This is a genomic window from Variovorax sp. OK605 (assembly GCF_900115445.1).
Lineage (GTDB): Bacteria > Pseudomonadota > Gammaproteobacteria > Burkholderiales > Burkholderiaceae_C > Variovorax.
On the sequence record NZ_FOWL01000002.1, the window covers coordinates 1 to 20,624 of the forward strand.

Annotated in this window: 13 protein-coding genes and 1 pseudogene; 4 read left to right on the top strand and 10 right to left on the bottom strand. The window is 70.6% G+C overall.

Annotation, left to right across the window (positions count from 1 at the left end):
- Positions 1–179, bottom strand: a pseudogene (locus BM013_RS40360) (IS3 family transposase); the annotation flags it as partial.
- A 59-nt stretch (positions 180–238) separates the two neighbouring features.
- Here BM013_RS40360 and BM013_RS04435 point away from each other — a divergent pair.
- Positions 239–838 (top strand): hypothetical protein, encoded by a 600-nt coding sequence (locus BM013_RS04435; RefSeq protein WP_093123401.1) that lies wholly within the window; start codon positions 239–241, stop codon positions 836–838.
- Positions 839–1,189: 351 nt separating this feature from the next.
- On the opposite strand, the gene BM013_RS04440 is transcribed toward BM013_RS04435, so the two are convergent.
- The 7 genes from BM013_RS04440 to BM013_RS04470 form a co-directional block, all read right to left on the bottom strand.
- Positions 1,190–3,364, bottom strand: coding sequence for an SWIM zinc finger family protein (locus BM013_RS04440; protein WP_093123405.1), 2,175 nt, complete (start codon positions 3,362–3,364; stop codon positions 1,190–1,192).
- Complete coding sequence (locus BM013_RS04445) at positions 3,361–4,485, bottom strand: VWA domain-containing protein (protein WP_093123408.1); 1,125 nt, start codon at positions 4,483–4,485, stop codon at positions 3,361–3,363. The genes BM013_RS04440 and BM013_RS04445 overlap by 4 nt, the downstream gene beginning before the upstream one ends.
- The gene (locus tag BM013_RS04450) at positions 4,482–6,920 is read right to left on the bottom strand and encodes a DUF5682 family protein (RefSeq protein WP_093123410.1); all 2,439 of its coding nucleotides are present in this window, start codon (positions 6,918–6,920) and stop codon (positions 4,482–4,484) included. The genes BM013_RS04445 and BM013_RS04450 overlap by 4 nt, the downstream gene beginning before the upstream one ends.
- Before the next feature lie 10 nt (positions 6,921–6,930).
- Positions 6,931–8,124, bottom strand: coding sequence for an ATP-binding protein (locus tag BM013_RS04455; RefSeq protein WP_256221385.1), 1,194 nt, complete (start codon positions 8,122–8,124; stop codon positions 6,931–6,933).
- An 8-nt stretch (positions 8,125–8,132) separates the two neighbouring features.
- Positions 8,133–12,287, bottom strand: coding sequence for a WGR and DUF4132 domain-containing protein (locus tag BM013_RS04460; protein WP_093123413.1), 4,155 nt, complete (start codon positions 12,285–12,287; stop codon positions 8,133–8,135).
- Between the two features lie 309 nt (positions 12,288–12,596).
- Positions 12,597–13,778 carry a GGDEF domain-containing protein gene (locus BM013_RS04465; RefSeq protein ID WP_093123415.1) on the bottom strand — a complete coding sequence of 394 codons (1,182 nt, stop codon included), beginning with the start codon at positions 13,776–13,778 and terminating at the stop codon, positions 12,597–12,599.
- A 234-nt stretch (positions 13,779–14,012) separates the two neighbouring features.
- The gene (locus BM013_RS04470) at positions 14,013–15,008 is read right to left on the bottom strand and encodes an SDR family oxidoreductase (protein WP_218153636.1); all 996 of its coding nucleotides are present in this window, start codon (positions 15,006–15,008) and stop codon (positions 14,013–14,015) included.
- 209 nt (positions 15,009–15,217) lie between these two features.
- Between BM013_RS04470 and BM013_RS04475 the strand changes: the two genes are divergently transcribed.
- Positions 15,218–15,769 (top strand): DUF1003 domain-containing protein, encoded by a 552-nt coding sequence (locus BM013_RS04475; RefSeq protein ID WP_093123419.1) that lies wholly within the window; start codon positions 15,218–15,220, stop codon positions 15,767–15,769.
- 26 nt (positions 15,770–15,795) lie between these two features.
- Here BM013_RS04475 and recJ read toward each other — a convergent pair whose 3' ends face one another.
- Both recJ and BM013_RS04485 read right to left on the bottom strand, forming a co-directional pair.
- A complete protein-coding gene (gene recJ / locus BM013_RS04480; protein WP_093123422.1) occupies positions 15,796–17,523 on the bottom strand; it encodes a single-stranded-DNA-specific exonuclease RecJ in 1,728 nt (575 codons plus the stop codon).
- A complete protein-coding gene (locus BM013_RS04485; RefSeq protein ID WP_093123424.1) occupies positions 17,520–18,485 on the bottom strand; it encodes a hypothetical protein in 966 nt (321 codons plus the stop codon). Before BM013_RS04485 ends, recJ begins: the two co-directional genes overlap by 4 nt.
- Positions 18,486–18,540: 55 nt before the next feature.
- Between BM013_RS04485 and BM013_RS04490 the strand changes: the two genes are divergently transcribed.
- Both BM013_RS04490 and lolD read left to right on the top strand, forming a co-directional pair.
- Positions 18,541–19,797 (top strand): lipoprotein-releasing ABC transporter permease subunit, encoded by a 1,257-nt coding sequence (locus BM013_RS04490; RefSeq protein ID WP_093123427.1) that lies wholly within the window; start codon positions 18,541–18,543, stop codon positions 19,795–19,797.
- On the top strand, positions 19,790–20,551 hold the full coding sequence (gene lolD / locus BM013_RS04495; protein ID WP_256221386.1) for a lipoprotein-releasing ABC transporter ATP-binding protein LolD: 762 nt from the start codon (positions 19,790–19,792) through the stop codon (positions 20,549–20,551). Before BM013_RS04490 ends, lolD begins: the two co-directional genes overlap by 8 nt.
- Positions 20,552–20,624 lie beyond the last annotated feature (73 nt).

Here is a 20,624-nt window from a genome sequence, read left to right on the forward strand (position 1 = left end):
ACGCCGTTGTCGACCTCGTCGCGCTTGACCCATTCGTTCAGCGTCTGCGGCACACAGCCGATCTTCGGTGCAATCGATTCGATCGCCGCCCACAGCGACGGGTACTCCCCACGGTGCTCCTGCACCATCCTCACCGCGCGCTCACGCACCTCAGGTGAAAACTTGTTCGACTTCTTCATGGCTCAATCCTCTCAGAGTGTTGAGCCTCCACAAAATCCGGGGCGATTCACAGGCTCAAATGGACGTCATCTCGGACGTCCTGGAGACAAAAGAGCAAACGCTGAATGTGGCGCGTGCGCTTCTTACTTTGATTCGACCTGCAGTTGATGACGTGCAGACTGTCCGCGCTGCACTTTCGAAGGACGACGCGTTGCAAAGAGCCTTTACTGAAGTGTCTAAGCTAGGCGGACACCTCACGTATCACCGGCTTCCGACTGAGCGCGAGCGAGACCTGAACCCCGGACTTCGCACCATCGCAATGCCGATTGGGCGCTTAGATGGCCTGTCTGCAGTGAACAATATTGAGATTGGCGCACTTCTCGCGATCCGGGTTGTCGGTCACCTCGAAACTCTCGATACGAGAGCTATGCTGAAGTTCAAGGGCAAAGAGTTAGAACGCTACACCAAGTTCATCGGCGAGATGGGCAATACGGTGCGGCGTGGGCAATCTTTCCTAGATGATGCCGCGCGCTTCCTGCGCCCCCAGAATTGGGTGATGTTCGAACAGTTTTGCCGCATGAGCAAAGTAAGGTTCGGCGACAAAGGGGAGCAGGCGTTTAAGACGATCACCGATCATGTCAGCCGCCCGACACCCCTCTGGATTCAACCTCACGCTTAGATCGTTCGCAGCTTCCGACCTGCCGTTGGCCGCAACGACCGAGCACGACTTCGCAGGAGCAACGAACACTCGCGCGATGGCGTGCAAAACTGAACCGAATCCCAGCCTCGCGCGTGGAAGGGAGGCGAATCGGGCGGCCGCACACGATCAAAGGCACTCGTGGCGTGCAAGACCGCGGCGCCATGATGCATTTACGCGACAGTTTGAGTTTTGTCGGTAGTTATGTCGGTACCTTTGGGATGCGACACCCAACTTTCTAGCATCCATGCGGGCTCCTGGCCCATCTCGGGTTCCGACAAGCGGCACCACACAGAAAACCCCTGAGTCTTCACCGGCCCAGGGGTTTTTTCTTTATGCCGAGCCCTGGGCAGAGGCCGTCTGCGCCACGCCCTGCATCAGCAGGCCTAGCATCGCCAGCTGCGCGACCAGCGCGGGCCGGCGCGCCGAGCGCAGGTTCTCCAGCACGGCGCCCAGCAGCGCCGCGGCGCGCGCCAGCCCGGCTTGCTTCAGCCGCAGCACCTGCGCCTCGGCCCGCGTCAGTGCGCCCCCGCCCTGGTGCCGCAAACCCTGGCGCAACCACTGCGCCAGCAGCTCGAGCGTTTCACTGGCCAGCGCGTGCAGCGCGGGCGCGTCGTCGACCTCGCTGTCCAGGCCCAGCGGCTGCGGCGCCACCGCCTCGACCTGCAGCACCACCGCGCGCTGCGCCGTCAACAGGCTCAGCGGCTGCATCACGGCCTGGCCGCCTTGCAGGTGCACGGTGCCGGCCACGGCGCGCAGGGCGCCGTATTCACCGGCGAGGCTGCGCGCCAGCGCATCGACCGCGCCGGGGGCCACCGCGCGGTGCGGCAGCGCGAGGTGCAGCCGGCCTGCGTCGCTGCCCTCCGACGAGCCGTCCTCGGGCGCCTGCACCAATTCCGCATGCAGCACCTGCGCCGCCGCGTCCCAGTGGCTGCCCACCACTTCCATCCGCTCGAACGCCACCACGTGCAGCTGGCCCGAAGCCCCGGCCGACGCGCCGTTCGCTGCCTGGCGCGGCCGCACGAAATCCGGCGGCGCCTCGCGCAGGTGCGCCACCAGCGCGGCCACGCTCTGCTGGCGCAGCGGCGCGACCAGGTCGTTCCACGAGGTGGGCGACAGCGGCAGCACGCCTGTCTGCCGCGCGCCGGCCGTGATGTCGACCAGCCCGTTGGCGCGCCGCGTCGCGGTTTTGGTGATGACCTGCCCGCTCGCGAGCTGGCGCAGCGGAAAGCCCGCCACGCGCCGGTTCATCAGCGCCTGCGCCGCGCCGCCGGCCGCGGCATCGGCCGCGCGCGACCACTGGCGCTCGAGAACGGTCACGTTCTGCGTGTCGGGGTCGGCGAAGAGAACGCTCGCGCCTTCTTCCGCGTCGTCGGACCAGAGCTCCGCGCCGAGCGACACCAGCCGCAGGTGGTCGAGCGCGACCTCGCCCTTCACGCCCACGCCGAGGATCTGGCTGGCCAGCAGCGCAGGCCTTTCCCTTTGCGAAGGCCGGGGCTGCTCCGCATGCGCCGCGGCCAGCAGCCGCGCCCACAGCTCGGCCAGCACGCGCACCAGCCGCAGCGGCTCGAAGCGGCTGCTGCGCGCCTGCTGAGCCTGCAGCAGTTGCCACAGCTCGTCGAGCGCGTCGTCGATCCAGTTCCAGCCCAGCGCGCGCGACTGTTCGCGCACGGCCTCGAAGCGCGCGGCCAGCGCCATCAGCGGCTGGCTCGAACCGTCGAGCCAGAGCGAGAGCAGCAGGGCGTCGATCTGCGTGCGCAAGGCGCGCGCCGCGTCGCCCTGCATCAGCAGTTGCTGCGCGACAGGCGCGTTGTCCGCGCCGGCCGACGCGGGCGGCAGCACCTCGACCATCACCTCCGCCGAGCCCGGCGCGAGCGGGCCGGCCTGCCGGAACGCCCACACCGCGATGGCCACGTGCGCGCAGCCGCTGCCCTGCTTGCAGTCGCAGCGCGCATGCACGAGCGAGCTGCGCGAGAAGAAGCGCACGCTGCACATCGGCAGCCGCGCCACCGGCGGTGCGCTGGCGCTGCGCCAGGCCTGCACGCCGACCACGGGCCGCGCGGCGGCCAGCCTGTTCGCCTGCTCGCGCACGGACGGCGCAAGGCTGGCCGCCAGCGCGGCGTCGTCGAACTGCGCGGGGTTCCAGGCACCGTCCGGCTCGGCCGGAGCCTCCGTGGCCGAAGCCGGCGCATCGGCCGCTGCAGATGCAGGCGACGAAGCCGCCTGCGCCTGGTACGCCAGCACCAGCATCACCCGGTGCCGGCACATGCCGCTCGCGGGGCAGCTGCACTGCGCGTCGCGCAGCGAGCGGCCCGGCGGCAGGCTGGTGCGCACGCCGTCGTCGAAGCTCGCCGTCACCGTGCCGTCCGCATTGCCTTCCAGCGCCGGCAGCAGGCCGGCCGCCACGTCCTTCTGCGCGCGCTTGACGAAGCCCGCGTTGGCCAGCGCGGTCAACGCTTCGGGTGTCAGCTCGAGCAGGTCGGGGCGGGTTGCGATGCCCGCGCTCATGCCTGCACCTTCTCGGCCAGCCAGCCCGCGAGCTGGCCCGGCGTCATCGCGCCGATCTGCGCGCCTTCGCGCACCAGCCGCGCGGCCATCTCGCGGTCGTAGTTGGGCTCGGCCTTCGAGTCGAGCGCGGCCAGGCCCAGCACCTTGGCGCCCGACTCCACCAGCGCTTTCACGCGCCGCACCAGTTCGTGCGGGTTGGCGCCTTCGTAGAAGTCGCTCACCAGCACCACGATGCTCCTCGACGGATTGGCGATGAGCGACTGCGCGTAGCCCACCGCCTTCGCGATGTCGGTGCCGCCGCCCAGCTGCACCTTCATCAGCAGCTCGACCGGGTCCGACACGTCGGCCGTCAGGTCGACCACCGCGGTGTCGAAGGCCACCAGCCGCGTGCGCATGCCGGGCAGCTGCCACAGGCAGGCGGCCATCACGGCGCTGTGGATCACCGAGTCGACCATCGAGCCGCTCTGGTCGATCAGCAGGATGATGTCCCACGGCTCGGCATGCCGCCTGGTGCGGCTGATGAACACCGGCCGTTCCACGTAGAGCTTGCGGCGCTCCGGGTCGTAGCGGTGCAGGTTGGCCGCCAGCGTCTGCTTGAAATCGAAGTTGCGCGCGATCTTCATGCGCGAGCGCCGGCGCCGGTCGCGGCTGCCGCTGAAGGCCTGGCGCACCTCGGTCGCGAGCTTTTCCATGATGCGGCGCACCACCTCGGCCACCAGCTTGCGCGCGGCCGCCAGCACCTCGGGGTTCATCAGGTGCTTGGTGTGCAGCACCGCGCGCAGCAGCGACTCCGAGGGCTCGATGCGCTCCAGCACCTCGAGGTTGGTCACCACCTCGTCGATGCCGTAGCGCTCGACCGCGTCCTGCTCCAGCCGCTCGATCACTTCCTTCGGAAAGAGCGTGTGGATGGTGTTGATCCAGTCCGGCGTGCTGAGCGCCGACGGGCCCAGGCCCGCGCTGCGTTCGCCGCGGCTCGCGCGGTCGCTGTCGCGGCCGTAGAGCCAGTCGAGCGCGGCATCGGCGGCCTGCGCATCCGCGCTCAGGCCGCCGCAGGCCGACTCGGCCGGGTCGCCCAGCAGCAGGCGCCAGCGCTGCAGCGGGTCGGGAATGTCGAGGCTCATGGGCTTGGGGCTTCCTCTGTGTCTTGCAGCGTCACGCCCCAGGCCGCCAGGCGCGCGAGCACGGCGTCTTCCACGCGGCGGGCCTCGGCCAGTTGCTCGGGCGCGGCCTCGCCGTGGTGGTGGGCAGTGAGCGCGCGGCGCGACAGGTGCGTGGCGTCGTGCAGCGCCAGCACCTGGTCGGCCAGCAGGCCGCGCTCCTGCGGCGGCAGCCACGAAAAGGCGCCGCGCAGGCTGGGCATGGCGCGCACGAAGTCGGCGTTGTCCAGCGCCTGCACCGTGCGGTCCATGCCCGCGATGAAGGCGGGTTCGGACGCGAGCACCTCGCGCGCCAGCGCCAGCAGGCCGGTGAGCGCGTCGCCGAGCACCGGCGCGGGCAGCGAGTGCAGCAGCTGCATCGCTTCGTTCACGCCCTCCTCGTGCGTCTGCGCGCTCGCCATGCGGCCGGCCAGGCTCAGCGTGGCACCGAGCGCGGCGCCGCGGCTGACGGGCGCGGCGCTGCCGTCGGCGGCCTTGCGCTGCCACACCGCGAGCGCGCGCGCGGGCTCCACGTCGAGCAGCGAGGGCACTTGCGCCGTGGGTGCGCTGTGCGCGTGATCCTGCGCGTGGGCCAGCACGTCGGCCACGATCTGGCGCAACGCGCGGTGGCCCTCGATGTGCGATTGCATGTCGGCCGGCGCAACGTCGGCGGGCGGCTCCAGCAGCCACAGCGCGCGGTCGAAGCCCGCGCCGATCACCACGCGCAGCACCGGCGCGTCGGCCATGCCGAGCATCTGGCCGTGGCGCAGCAGCGTGTGCAGCACCGACAGCGCCGGGCCCAGCGCCTCGAAGCGCGGCTCGGCGGCAATGGCGCCCTGCAGCTCGCGCAGCAGCGAATCGCTGAGCGCCGACAGGCCCGCCCATGCGGCCTGGTTGAGCCCGTCCGCCAGCGGTGCGATCTGGCCGCCGGCCTGCCGCAGGTCGTCTTCCAGCCGGGCGCGCGCCGCGTCGTGCAGGCTCGCGCCCCAGGCGCCGGCCTCGATCAGCGCGGCCTGCTGTTCCATCGGTTCGCCCAGCGACCACAGCTCGGTGCGCTCGCCCGACATCGCGAGCTTGGGCCCCTGCGTGCGGCGCACGCCGGGCAGGCGAAGAATCGACAGCCGGTGCAGCACGCGGCTCTTCGCGCGATCGGTCTCGCCCAGCAGGTCGAGCTTGAGCGGGCCGCGCAGCACGATGCCGTGCGCCGCCAGTTCGGCCTGCACGGCGGCCACCAGCGGTGGCTGCGGCGTGCCGGGCGCGAGTCGTCCGACGGTGTCGCCGGCCAGCACGTCCATCGCCTGCACCAGCACGGGGTCGGTGCCGGGGCGCATCGCGCCGCGGTAGGTCCAGGGCAGCGGCGCGTCGAGCGCGTCTTTCACCAGCGCGCCGGCCAGCGCGTCGAGCCAGTCGGAGCGCAGCGGCTTCTCGTGGCCGCGCAGCCGCGCGAGCCCTTGGGCGCGCAGGTGCACGGCCATCAGGTCGGCGGTGGAGGCGGGCAGTTTCTTCTCGCGCAGGCGCTGCATCACGTGCTGCAGCGCGCGGTGCGCCGCGCCTTCGGGGCCGAGCTCCCACACCCACTGGTAGTAGGCCGGCGAGGGCATGCCCGAGGCATAGCCGGCGAAGGCGTCCAGCCGCTTGAAGGTGTAGGGCACGAGGTAGGAGCCGAAGCGCAACGTGGCGCCTTCCTCGCCCTCGGCAGGTTCGAGCGACGGCTGTGGCGTGGCCGGCAACGCCGCCGGCATGCTTGCCCAGAGCCGTGCCAGTGCCGGCGCGTGATAGCCGCCGCACACCACCAGCGCCTGCGCGCGGCCGGGGTCCTTCGCATCCGCCGGCTGCGCCATGGCCCACGCGATCCAGCGCGCCATCATCTCTTCGCGCGCCCGGTTGCCCAGCGAGCCGGGGTCTTCGCCGCGCAGGTGGTCGAAGTAGGTCGCGAGGCGCTGCGCCAGTTCGGCCGCATCGCAGCCGTCCTCGAACAGGTGGTCCCACAGCGCGTCGCGGCCCTGCACGCTGAGCTTCTCGGTCAGCGCGCGCTCGTAGGCTTCGGCGCGCTCCTCGTGCTCGTGGTCGGCCACGTCGGCATAGCGGTTCTCCATGTGCGAGAAGGCGTCGTGCCAGGCCGGCAGGTCGATGAAGCGCACCGCGGCGCCCACCTCGCGGGCCACCACCAGCGCCTGCCACTCGGGCGAATGCTCGGCAAAGGGCGACCACGAGCCGTGGTGCCGCTCGTCGTCCGACAGGTAGCTGTAGATCGCCACCGGCAGCCGGTGCGGCAGGTACAGCTCGTCGAGCCGTTCGTTGAAGTCGGCCGGGCCTTCGATCAGCACGTACGCGGGGCGCAGCGTGCGGATGCGCTCGGCCACCAGCCGCGCGCAGGCAGGGCTGTGGTGGCGCACGCCGACGATGTGGGGCTGTTGCATCGGCGCGTGTTCAGGGCAGGCGGTGGCGTGCTTCGTAGTACGCACGCCAGTGCGTGCCGTTGCGCTTGGCCGCCTTCTGCTCGAAGTAGCGCCGCAGCTTGGCGCGGTCGTCCGCGTTGTCCTTCACCACCGTGCCGGCGATGCAGTCGACCAGGTCGGCCGGCGAGCCTTCGCGCTGCTCGAGGAACCAGGCGCGCACGCCCACCGCATGCGCCACGTTCACGGCCTCGGCGGTGGACATCACGGCCGTGAGCTTGTCCATGGCCGCGTCGTTCGCGTTGCCATTGCCGTTGCCTTTTTCGGCCTTGCCCGGCGCGCCGCGCAGGTCGCGGAAGGTGGACACCAGCAGCTCCAGCACCGGCGCGGGCACGGTCTTCGGAATGCCGCTCTGCGCCAGCAGCCGCGCGGACGACTCCTGCACCAACGCGAGTTCGCGGTCGAAGTCCAGGATGGGGAACACCGTCTCGAAGTCGAAGCGCCGTTTCAGCGCCGCGCTCATCTCGTTCACGCCGCGGTCGCGCGTGTTGGCGGTGGCGATGATGTTGAAGCCCTCGCGCGCATAGAGCATGCCGTGCTCGCCCGAGAGCTCGGGCACCGCCATCACGCGGTCCGACAGCATGCCCAGCAGGCAGTCCTGCACCTCCAGCGGCGCGCGGGTGATTTCCTCGAAGCGCACCACCTGGCCGCGCTGCATGCCCAGGTACAGCGGCGCCGGCACCATCGCGCGCGGGCTCGGGCCTTCGTTGATGAGCAGCGCGTAGTTCCAGCCGTACTTGATCTGGTCTTCCGTGATCGACGCGCCGCCCTGGATGGTGAGCGTCGAGATGCCCGAGATGGCCGTGGCCAGCAGCTCCGACAGCATCGACTTGGCCGTGCCCGGCTCGCCCACCAGCATCAGGCCGCGGCCGGTGGCCAGCGTGACGAGCATGCGTTCGATGCTGGCCACGGGCGCGACGATCTTCGGCGCGATGTCGAGCGCCGCGTCGCCCAGGATGAACGAGCGCGCGGCCTTCAGGCCCAGCGCCCAGCCCGGCGGGCGCGGGTCCTTGTCCTGCGCCCGCAGGCGGGCGATCTGCGCGGCGTACTGGATCTCGGCCGGCGGGCGCTGCAGCGTGGAGGAAGCAACAGGGGCAGCAGGGGCAGCCGTGGCAGCAGCGGCATTGGAAGACGAAGCGTCTTTCGGTGTCTTGTTGGCAGTGGCCATTTGGTCGATCAGGCCCGCAGGCCTTCCATGTCACGGATGAGTTCGCTGGCGGAAATCGCATCGAGCTTGTTCAGCGTCTCGGCGTCGCGCATGTCGCCCCAGCCCGAAGGCTTACCGACCTGCACCTGGCCCAGCGTCTGCTCGGGGTACTCGTCGACCATGCCGACGATGATGCCGGGGTCCAGGCTCAGCTCGATCACGCGGTTGGTGCCCAGCGGCTTGCTGAAGTACCAGATGCAGCCGGCGTCCTGCGCCTGCCCGCGGCGCCAGCCCTTGTTGGCCAGGCCGAGCACGCGGCCGGTGGGCACCTTGGCGTCTTTCCAGCGCTCCAGCTTCAGGCTCTTGAGTTCTTCTTCGGTCAGCGTGTAGACGTCGCGCCCGATCTGCGCGAAGGGCTGCAGCAGTTCGTAGTCGGCAAACACCTGGCCGAAGGCCGCGGCGTCGGCGGCCGGCAGCTCCAGCGCATGCGGCACGCCGATGCGCACGTTCGCGCCCACGGGCAGCTCGAACGGATCGTCCTGCGCCGTGGTGCGGCTGCCGTCCTCGGCCACGCGGAAGCAAGCCTTCAGCGTGCCGCCGTAACTTGCCTCGCCTTCCACTTCGTACACGCCCCAGATCAGCCGCTGCACGATGTGGCGCACCAGCGGGTGCTCGACCAGGAAGATGCGGAACACCTCGGGCGTCCAGCGCCGGCGCGCGCACATCGCCACCTCCAGGCGCAGCAGCTGCTGGCTCGCGATGGTGCGCGCGTCCTTCTTGAGCAGCTTGAAGCGTTCGACCGCTTCCTTGCTCAGCTCGGCGTCGTCGGTCTTCTTGGGCTTGGGCAGGTCGGGCAGGCGCGCGCCGTCCACGCCGTCGGTGGTCTCGCGCACGTAGGGCTTGAGCGTTTCGTCGAAGCCCACCTTGAACGCGCGCGGGCCGAAGTCCAGCCGCATCGTGCCCTGCTCGTCCAGGCCGAGGTCGGGCGCGAGCCGGTCCTCGAGCTCCTCGGTGCTCAGGCCGCGCGCCTCGGCAATGGCGTCGATCTTCTCGCGCGCCTTGTCCTGCAGGCCCTTGAACTTGACCTTCTGCGCAATGCCGTTGAGCAGCATCAGCGCCACGTCGCTGCCGATGGCGGCCAGCACGTCCAGGCCGGTCACGGCGCGCGCATGGGCCGACTCGCCGGGCCAGGCGCGGATGAAGGGCGTGAGCTTGCGCGCGGTGTCGTCGTTGCCGAAGAAGCCCAGCGCGGGCAGCGACCAGCCGTCCTTGCTCGGGCCGCCGGCTTCGAGCCAGGCGGTGAAGGCGTCCCACGCGAACTCGGCCAGCGAGTCGGCGTCGCAGGTCTCCTTCACCACGGCGATGCCGCCGTAGATCTCCTCGTTGGTGGGGAAGGTCAGCATCTGGCCGAGGTGGTCGAGCGCATCGTCGGGCAGGGCCTTGCCGTTGGCGAGCGTCGGGCGGCGCCAGCCGCGCGGCTGCCAGAACTCGGGCAGCTTGGCGCGCTTGGTGGGGAAGCGGTCGAGCGGACTTTCGTCGAGCACCGCACGCAGTGCCTCCACCACTTCGGGCTTGCCGTAGCGGCCGGCCACGTCGAGCAGCAGCGCCTCGTGCCCGTTGGCCTGCAGCAGGCGCAGGGCCGAGCCCGCGCAGTCGCGTGCCTCGCCGGCCTTGCCGAGCGCGGGCGCGATCAGGCCGCAGGCCGCGTGCTCCGGGTGCTTCAGCAGCCAGGCGCGGCCTTCGGCGCGCAGCGTCTTGAGCTTGGCGAAGGCGCGCGCGGCGGGCACGGCCAGTTCGGCTGCGCCGTAGTTCAGCGCGTACTTGAGGTTCTCGGTGGGCTTGGAGCGCACCATGGCCACCAGGCCCGGCAGCACGGCCATGCCGTGCGTGGCCAGGATCAGGCCGATGTCGTCGCTCTCGGCTTCACCGGCCACGGCGTTCCAGAACGGCACGCCCACGGCGGCCGGCAGCAGCGCGCTGTAGCTCGCACGGAAGCTGAACCAGTAGTAGCGCTCCTTCTTGCGCTCGGCCACCATCGCGCGCCAGTCGGCAATCAGCGCGTCGGCGTTGCCGGCAGCCACGGCGGCGGCGGCAGACTTGGCGAACGGCAGCAGCGGCTTCTTGTCCTTGTCGAAGCCCAGTTCGTCGAGCAGCTCGCCGACGTCCTTGCGCGCGGCGGCGTGCCGGTTGACCTCCCACGAGTTCAGCCGCAGCGCGCTCTCGCGCTCGCCTTCGCCCCATTGCTCCACGGGTGCCAGCGCCAGCGGTTCCAGCAGCTGCACGGCAGCCGCCTTCTTCTGCACCTTGGCAAGCCAGGGCGGCGCGGCCAGCACGCCGGGCAGCTCGCTGGCCTCCGCCACTTCGGTGGGGCCGGCAAGCAGCGCGAGCAGGCGGTCGATGGCCGCTTGCGCACCCGCGTCGAGCCAGGGGCGAAGCACCGGCAGCGACGCGCCGTGCGCACGCAGCAGGCGCGTGAGGCTGGGCGTGACGAGGTTGGCGTCCTTGCCGCCGCCCGCCACCAGCCGCGACAGCGCCGGAAGCGCCGCCATCGGCCAGCGGTCGACCGACAGCGCGAACCGCGACAGGGCACTTTTCGAGGTGCTCGCGACGCGGGCCAGCGCCAGCACCGCATCGGGCGTGCCGATGCAGGCCAGCGCGTCGCCCGTGGCGTCGCCGGCGGCGCCGCGTTCGAGCACCGCCACGGCATCGACGCCGCGCTCCTGCACCAGCGTGCTGGTCATGGCGCTGTTGCCCCAGAAGCCGCTCGAATAGCTCAGCCGCACCTTCGCGGCGAGCGCGACGGCGTCGGGGTCGGTGGCGGTCAGTTGCAGCCAGTGCAGCGTCTCGGGCGCGTTCTTGTCGGCGGCCAGCGCATGCACGATCGCGTTGGAGATCTCGGGCGCATCGGGCAGCAGCATCGCCAGCGCGGCTTGCCGGCTCGGGTGCACCTTGGGCAGGCCGGCCTCGATGCGGTCGCGGCAGTCCTGCCAGACCTCGGGCGCGGCCAGCGCCAGCTGCGCGCGCAGCGCCTGCTCGCCTTCGCCGAGCGGGCCGTAGTAGCTGCTCCCCATCTGCCGCGTGACGTTGCTGCTGAAGGTGCTCTGGTGCTTCTTGGTGGCGCGATCGTAGGCGGTCTGCACCTCGATCTGCTGCGCGTCCAGCGCCAGGTCGACGGTGCCGGGCAGCCCATATTGCTTCACGAGGTACTGCACCAGCGCCTGCCCCATCTCGCTGCTGTTGTATTGCCCGCCGGTGGCCAGCGCGAACGCCAGCAGCACGGTGTCGGCCTCGGCGTCGGGCTGCGGAATGGGCTGGGCGCTGCGGTCGATCATGCGCTGCGTGGCCGCGCGCAGGCCGGCGTCGGTGCCCGTCATGTTCACGTCGAGGTCGAGCTTGCGGCGCACCGGCAGCCAGGCCGCGGCCGCGCTCACGGCCTCTTCGAGCGGCTTGGGCGGAAAGCGCCGCGAGGGGTAGGCCTCGCGCGCCATGTCGGGCGACAGCCGCACGGGCGTGCCCGCGGCGAGCCAGGGCGGGGTGTCGGCATCGGCCTGCGCCGTCAGGTCGGCTGCGCCAGCGGCCGAGCCGCCGGATGGCGTGGCCGATGCCGTCGCGCCCAGCTCCCTGGCGATCGCCTGCGCGTTCTTCGGCGGCGTGCAGGTGGCGCCCCAGCCGTCCAGCAGGCCCGCGGACTTCAGCTGCTTGAAGGCCAGCGCCGCGCCTTGCTCGCTCACGCCGTGCTGGCGCTTCAGCGTGCCGGCGGAGAGCGTGTCCTTGAGGGTGAGGGCGCCGGCCTCGATCTGCGCGCGCACGGCTTCGAACACGCGGTCGGCCTGGCTGTCGATGCTTTCGGCGGGGCCTTCGGCGGCTCCGGTGTCCGATGCGTCCGCAGTGGTCGTTGCGGCAGGTGCGGCCGTCGTCTTTTCCGTTGCCTCGGCCTTCGGCTTCGCCTCGGTCTTGCCGATGGCCGTGCCGGCCGCCACGCCCACTTCGCTGTAGCCCTTGCCGGCCTTCTCGGTCGCCAGCTTGCCCAGCGCCGTGGTGGCCTTGGCGGCATCGGCGAACGACTTGGTCTGGCTCTGGCCCGCGGTGCCGATGCGGCCCCAGCGGATGTTGAGCTCGGTGTCCACCTGCTCGACTTCCCAGAACTTGCTGGCGGTTCCTTCGATCAGTTCAAAACGGCGCATGGAAAAAACGTCCTCCTGTGAATCGGCGACGCGCCCGTGCATGACGGCCGGGCGCTGGAAAAGGGGCGAATGAATGCGGGCGGCCGCGGCACACCGAAGGCCGAGGTCGCCGCCGAGAATAAAGACCCGATGTGAAAGCCGTACCGCTCAGCCACGCGAAGGCCTGGCCCCCGGTGGTGCTGAAAAAACAGGCGGTGCGGATGCATGAAATCTCATGCATCAATCATGCACTGTCGCTCGCGTGGCGCGAGGTAAGAAGAAGGTTTGAAAGCGCGCGGCGCAGGGCGGACGCAGGACGACGCGCGAGGCTCAGCCGTGCGACGCGCCCGACTTCTCGCCGGCGAACGCATACGACGGACCCATGCGCTGCCGCTTGCAATGGCGCAGCGCGCCGCCGGCCGATTCGAGCAGGCTGGCCAGCGTGTGGCCGTCGGCCGGATGGCAGGCGATGCCCATGCTGAGTTCGCCGCCCGCGAGCAGCCGGCCTTCGTAGGCCACGGGCGTGGCGCCCGCGGTCTCGATGCGGATGGCCATCTCGGCGAGCTTCTGCCGCGTGGGGCTGCCGGCCAGCAGGATCGCGAACTCGTCGTCGTCCAGGCGCGCCACCATGTCGTCCGCGCGCACCTGCTGGCGCAGGCGCAGCGCAATGGCGGCCAGCACCGCGTCGCCGCCGGCACGGCCGTGGCGCTCGTTCACGCGCTTGAAGCCGTTCAGGTCGACCCGCATCAGCGAGAACGGCCGGCCTTCGCGCAGCCATTCCTCGCCGCGGCTCTCGAAGCCGGCGCGGCTGGTGGCGCCGGTGAGCACGTCGGTGCCCATGGCGCCCATGAGTTGCTGGTTGCGTGCCTCCAGCGCCTTCTCGGCATGCAGCACGCCGCGGATGCGCGCGCCCACGGCCGCGGCCAGCAGCGCGAGTTCGGCGATCACGCCCAGCTCCGCGAAATTCAGTTGCCCGGGCGCGAGCGGCTGGTCGCTCCAGGCCGGCAGGTGCGTGACCGAGATGCCGGCCAGCAGCAGCACCGCGCCGGCGCAGAACAGCGCCACCGGCAACGGCATGCGCTTCGAGGCCAGCAACGCGCCTGCCACCAGCACCACGGTCGACGCCACCACCAGCGCCTGCACGGTGCGCAGCGTCGATGACAGCCGTGTGTCGAACGCGGCGTAGAGCGCGGTGAGGGCGAGCGCGGCGATCAGCAGCAGCGCAACCTTGTCCAGCCGCGGCGCGAAGTGCCGCATGCGCAGCAACTGCCGCGCGAACTGCAGCCGGCACGCGGCCCACAGCACCAGCGCCACCGCGGCCCAGTGCGCGAGCGGCTCGTCGGCCGCGAAGTTGTCCAGCCCCGCGAAGGCGGCGAGCGCGAAGCCGCAGGCCAGCACGTACCAGGCATGCACCAGCGTGCCGAACACCAGCAGGAACACGAGCCCGCAGACCATCAGGCCCAGGAGCGCGCCATGACCCAACGGAACCAGTGAACTCCATGCGCCGGTCATGGCTGGTGCCCCGCGGCGGGCTGGCAGGGGCGGCGGGGGCAGGAACAGGGGCGGGAACGAAGCGGCATCCGGGCGGGGTCGGGACAAAGGCACGAGTGAAATTCGGGGTAACTGATCGTATCGCCGAAGCGGTCGCTCGCTATACGCTGCGTCTCAGAAGTCGGTCGCCCCAAAGGGTCAGTTGCGAAAGTGCGAAAGTGCGAAAAAGCAGGAAGCGAGAAAGTGCGCCGCCCGCTACACCGCGCCCACGCTGCCCGTCACCGGCAGCACGATGCCGGTGATGTAGCTCGCGCACGAAGGCGCGGCGAGGAACACATACGCAGGCGACAGCTCCTCGGGTTGCGCGGGCCGCTTCATGTCGGTCTGCTTGCCGAAGTCCTTCACCTTCGCGGCCGGCTTGTCGGCCGGGTTCAGCGGCGTCCACACCGGGCCCGGCGCTACCGCGTTCACACGGATGCCCTTGTCCAGCAGGTTGCTGGCCAGCGCCTTGGTGAACGCATGGATCGCGCCCTTGGTGGTCGAGTAGTCGAGCAGTTGCGCGCTGCCTTCCAGGCCGGTGACCGAGCCGGTGTTGATGATCGAGCTGCCCTTGCGCAGGTGCGGCACGGCCGCGCGCGCCATCTGGAAGTAGCCATACACGTTGGTGCGCAACGTGAGGTCGAAGCGCTCGTCGCTGATGTCCTCGATCGATTCGGCGTGCAGCTGGAACGCCGCGTTGTTGACCAGCACGTCGAGCCGGCCGAAGGCCTTCACCGCCTTGTCGACCGCCTTCTTGCAGAACGCGGGCTTGCGAACGTCGCCCTTCACCAGCACGCAGCGCGCGCCTTCGGCCTCGACGTGGCGGCGGGTTTCGTCGGCGTCCTCGTCTTCGTCGAGGTAGACGATGGCCACGTCGGCGCCTTCGCGCGCATAGAGCACCGCCACGGCGCGCCCGATGCCCGAGTCGCCGCCGGTGATCAGCGCGGCCATGCCCTTGAGCTTGCCGCTGCCCTTGTAGTCGGGCGCCTCGAAGCGCGGGCGCAATGCCATGTCGGCTTCGTTGCCGGGCTTCTCGAGGTGTTGGGCGGGCAGGGGCGCCTGCGGCTGGTTCCTGGGGCCGGCCTGCACCGGCGTCTTCCTCGCGGGCGCCTGCTTGGGCCCGGGCTTGGGCTTGCTGGCGGCCTTCGTGTCCTTCGCGTCCTGCGTGCGTTGCACGGTGCGGTGGCGGGCGGCGGTGCGGGCGGTGGTCATGGGCGCGTTCTCCTGTGTCGCGTGTTGCTGCTGCGTCGGAGCGCTCACCGTAAAGCGCTTGCCCATGGCAGGCGTAGGAAGGCGTCGCGACCGGGCGCCCGCCGTGTCGGGCGCTGTCGCGCTCTCTCGTTCCTCTCTCGTTCTCTTTCAACGGCTGACGACGCCTGCCTACGCGCCGCGGCGCGCGCGTCGGCGACAAACGCAGCGCCATGCCCACGCACAAGAACGACGCCCACCAGCACACGCCCAGAAAGCACCCCTCCATCGGCGAGTTGACCCACCGCAACATCGAGGCCATCCTCTGCCTCGAGGAAGGCAACCGCCGCTCCAAGCCGATGCTCTACCGCGTGGTCGCGCGCATGTCGCGCTTCTGCGGCACGGTGGCCTTCCTGTGGTGGAACCTGGGCTTCTTCGCGCTGTGGATCGGGGTGAACCAGTGGGTGTGGAAGGTCGACCCGTACCCCTTCACCTTCCTGCTGTTCCTGGTGTCGATCGAGGCGATCGTGCTGGCCATCATGATCCTCATCAGCCAGAACATGTCCGACGAGGAGAACGAGCGGCGGCACCACCTGGACCTGCAGATCAACCTGCTCAACGAGCGCGAGATGACCGCCTTGCTGCGCCTGGTGACGCGCATGGCCGAGAAGATGGAGCTGCCGCCGGACTCGCACGACGAGGTCAAGGCGCTGGCCCAGCGCACCGACCCGAGCAAGGTGCTGCACCAGATCGTCGCGGCCGAAGCCGCGCACAAGGGTGACTGAAGGCGGCCGGCCCGCAGGCGGTTTCTCTAGAACTCCGCCCCTTCGACCAGGAAGCGCAGGCGGCGCACGCCCTGCCACTCGTCGGCATCGAGACGGAACGCGAGCTTGACCTTCGGCGGCAGCGGGTCGGTGTGGCTGAACCAGATCGCGTCGATCGGCTGCCCTTGGTGGCGCAGCTTGAGCGCCAGGTGCTTCTCGCCCACCAGCCGCTGCGACACCACCTCGACCTCTTCGCTGAAGGTCGGCGGCGCGAAGCCCTGGCCCCACACCTCCTTGTGCAGCGTGTCGACGAGGTCGATGCGCATGTACTCGCGCGAGATCGGCCCGTCGGTCTCGATCTGGCGCGTGAGCGCGGCCTCGGCCAGCCACTCGCGCGCGACCTGCGCAAAGCCCTTCTCGAAGGTCTCGAAGTGCTCGCGCGCCACGGTGCAGCCGGCCGCCATCGCGTGGCCGCCGAAGCGCAGCAGCACGCCCGGATGGCGCTTGGCCACCAGGTCGAGCGCATCGCGCAGGTGGAAGCCCGGAATGGAGCGGCCCGAGCCCTTGAGCTCCTGCTCCTTGCCCGGCGCGCCGCTGGCGGCGAAGACGAAGGTGGGGCGGTGGAAGCGGTCCTTGATGCGCGAGGCCACGATGCCCACCACGCCTTCGTGGAAGCCCGCGTCGAACACGCTGATGGCCGGCGGCGGGGCGGCGATGCCTTCGACCGTGTCGTCGGCCGAGAACAGCGACTCGGCCAGCAGCAGCGCCTGGTCGCGCATGCCGCCCTCGATGTCGCGCCGCTCGCGGTTGATGCCGTCGAGCATGCGCGCGAGTTCGTCGGCGCGGCCCGCGTCGTCGGTCAGCAGGCACTCGATGCCCAGCGTCATGTCGGCCAGCCGGCCGGCCGCGTTGATGCGCGGGCCCAGGGCAAAGCCGAAGTCGAAGGTGGTGGCCGCCGACGCGGTGCGGCCCGCGGCCTTGAAGAGCGCGGCCACGCCCGCGGGCATGAAGCCGGCGCGGATGCGGCGCAGGCCCTGCGCCACCAGGCGGCGGTTGTTGGCGTCGAGCTTCACCACGTCGGCCACCGTGCCGAGCGCGACCAGCGGCAGCAGCGCATCGAGCTTGGGTTGGGAGGCGGTGTCGAACACGCCGCGCTTGCGCAGTTCGGAGCGCAGCGCCAGCAGCACATAGAACATCACGCCCACGCCGGCGATGCTCTTGCTCTCGAACTCGCAGCCGGGCTGGTTCGGGTTGACCAGCACGTCGGCCGTGGGCAGCTCGGGGCCGGGCAGGTGGTGGTCGGTCACCAGCACCTGCAGGCCGCGCGCCTTGGCGGCGGCCACGCCGTCGACGCTGGCGATGCCGTTGTCCACGGTGATCAGCATGTCGGCGCCGCTCGCAGCCACGCGCTCGGCAATGGGCGGCGTGAGGCCGTAGCCGTCGACCACGCGGTCGGGCACGAGGTAGGCCACGTTCCTGGCGCCCAGCAGCCGCAGGCCGCGCACGCCGACCGCGCAGGCGGTGGCGCCGTCGCAGTCGTAGTCGGCCACGATGCACAGGCGCTTGTCCTGCGCGATGGCGTCGGCGAGCAGCACGGCGGCGTCGTGCGTGCCGCGCAGGGTGTCGGGCGTCAGCAGGCGCGCGAGGCCGTCGTCGAGTTCTTCCTTGGCGCGCACGCCGCGGGCGGCGAACAGGCGCGCCAGCAGCGGGTGCACGCCGGCCTGTTCCAGCGCCCACACGGTGCGCGGCGGGATCTCGCGGGCTATGATTTTCATAGCGACTCCAGCACGACGGACGCGCGCTTGCGGTCGAACAGGCTCTTGGCCCAGCGCGCCAGGCCGCGCGGCTGCACGGTGTAGCGCTGCGCTGCGCGGTCGCCGCACAGGGTGAGCGACACATCGGCGCCGCGCGTGTAGTCGGCCAGCAGCGAGGCGACCGGGCCGGCGTCGAGCGCCCGCCAGGCTTCGGCCCAGCCCACGCCGTCGTCGCGCAGCGCGGGCGTGCGCAGCGCGTCGGCCACCTCGGGTTCGGGGCTCGGCGCGGCCGGTGCCTGCTTCAGCGCGCCGGTGCCGCTGAGCCAGAAGGAATTGATGGGCGGCACGCCGCGCGCGGCGCGGTCGTCGTTCACGCGCTCGGTGTACAGCAGCATCTGCATCTCGTTCTGCAGGCGGCGCAGCGGCCGCGCGGCATCGGCCAGCGGCGACCACTGCGAAATGGGATAGCCCACGGCGCGGTCGATCGAGGCCGTGACCAGCCCGTCGAAGATGCGCGCGCGCGCCAGCCAGCGGCCGGGCACGGGCGAGGGGTGCAGCGCGATGCCGTCTTCCTCGAAGAAGGGCCGGGCCACGGCCAGCAGCGCGGCCGACTCGGCCGCGTCGATCTCGATGGCCGACGGGTCGCCCAGCGCCACGTCGTCGATGCCCACCTGCCAGTTGCACAGCGTCACCACGCCCCAGCCTTCGGCGTCGTCCCGCGCGGCAATGCCCAGCGTGCGTGCCTCGAGCGCGGCCCAGGGAATGCAGCCGTCGGCGGCGGCGATGCCCAGCGCCTGCGCGAGCGCGCGTTCGTGCGGCGGCGAGCGGGTGCTTTCGTCCTGCGTGTCGGTGTCGGCGAGCGTGAGGCGCAGCAGCAGGGTTTCGAGATTGGGGAGCCGAAGTGCCGGCAGTGCCGCGCGGCATGCCGGGGAACCGCGGCCGGCAAAAGGGATCAACAGGTGACGTGGGAGGGTTTCGGCCATCTCCCTATTGTCCGGGAAGCCTCAAGGGAATCCGGGATGCCACAATTCCGACCCTATGCGACTCCCCTATGAACTGCAACTCGGCTGGCGCTACACGCGCGCAGGCCGGGCGACGCGGCGCAACGGCTTCATCTCCTTCATCTCCGGTGTCTCGATGCTCGGCATCGCCCTGGGCGTGGCGGCGCTGATCATTGTGCTCAGTGTGATGAACGGCTTCCAGAAAGAGGTGCGCGACCGCATGCTCGGCGTGGTGTCGCACATCGAGATCTTCTCGCGCGACGGGCAGGCGCTGCCGCAACTCGACGAGATCATGGCCGCGGCGCGCAAGCACCCCGAGGTGGTCGGCGCGGCGCCCTTCATCAACACGCAGGCGCTCATCGCGCGCGGCGAGGACATGAAGGGCACGCTGGTGCGCGGCATCGAGCCCCAGCTCGAACCCGAGGTGACCGACATCAACGGCATCGCCTCCAAGGGCACCTTCGACAAGCTGGTGCCGGGGCAGTTCGGCATCGTGCTGGGCGCCGAACTGGCGCGCTCGCTGTTCGTGCAGCCGGGCGACCAGGTCACGCTGGTGGCGCCGGGCGGGCAGGTCACGCCGGCCGGCGTGGTGCCGCGGCTGAAGCAGTTCACCGTGGTCGGCACCTTCGACTCGGGCCACTACGAATACGACTCCGCGCTGGCCATGGTGCACGAGCAGGACGCCGCCAAGGTGTTCCGCCTCGAAGGCCCGACCGGCATCCGCCTGAAGCTCAAGGACCTCAACGAGGCGCGCGACGTGGCCGACCAGCTGGCCGTGAGCCTGCCGGGCTCGTTCCTCATCCGCGACTGGACGCGCCAGAACAAGACCTGGTTCGCGGCCGTGCAGGTCGAGAAACGCATGATGTTCATCATCCTCACGCTGATCGTGGCCGTGGCCGCGTTCAACCTGGTCTCCACGCTGGTGATGACCGTGACCGACAAGCGCGCCGACATCGCCATTCTGCGCACGCTGGGCAGCTCGCCGCGCAGCATCATGGGCATCTTCGTGGTGCAGGGCGCGATGGTGGGCGTGATCGGCACCGTGGCCGGCCTGCTGCTGGGCCTGGGCATCGCCTACAACATCGACGTGATCGTGCCCTTCCTCGAGCAGCTGTTCCATGCGAGCTTCCTGCCGAAGGACATCTACCTGATCAGCAAGATGCCTAGCGATCCTCAGCAAAGCGACATCGTGCCGATCGCGATCATTTCCCTGGTGCTGGCTTTCGTCGCCACGCTGTACCCGAGCTGGCGCGCCAGCCGCGTGAACCCGGCCGAGGCCCTGCGCTATGAGTGAACAAGCCCCCACGCTCGGCACTGACGTGTCCTCGCTGCCCCCCGAGGGGGCCGTCATCGGCTTGGGGCGGCCCGGCGCCAACGGTGTTGTTCTGAAGGCCCGCGGACTGACCAAGCGGTTCCACGAAGGCCGGCTCGACCTCACCGTGCTGCACGGCGTCGACCTCGACGTTCACGCCGGCGAAACGCTGGCCATCGTCGGCGCCTCGGGTTCCGGCAAGAGCACGCTGCTGCACCTCATGGGCGGCCTCGACGCGCCCACGGCCGGCAAGGTCGAGCTGCTGGGCAAGGACATCGCGCACGCCGACGCGGCGGAGCAGGGGCGGCTGCGCAACCAGCATCTGGGCTTCGTCTACCAGTTCCATCACCTGCTGCCCGAATTCAGCGCGCTCGACAACGTGGCCATGCCGCTGAAGATCCGGCGCGTGGAGCCGGCCACGGCGGCGCAGGCGGCCTCGAAGATCCTCGAGAGCGTGGGCCTGGGCCAGCGCCTGCATCACCGGCCGGCCGAGCTGTCGGGCGGCGAGCGCCAGCGCGTGGCGATCGCGCGCGCGCTGGTGACGCAGCCGGCCTGCGTGCTGGCCGATGAGCCGACAGGCAACCTCGACCGCGGCACGGCGGACAACGTGTTCGCGCTGATGCTCGATCTGGCGAAGCGGCACGGCACGGCGTTCGTGATGGTCACGCATGACCAGGACCTGGCGAAGCGGTGCGATCGGGTGTTGCAGCTGGTGGCGGGCCGCCTGGCCGGCTGAGCTTCTTGACTTGCTCCCTCCCCTTCCGGGGGAGGGCCGGGGTGGGGGCTCGCGGCCTCCAACGCCATGCAGC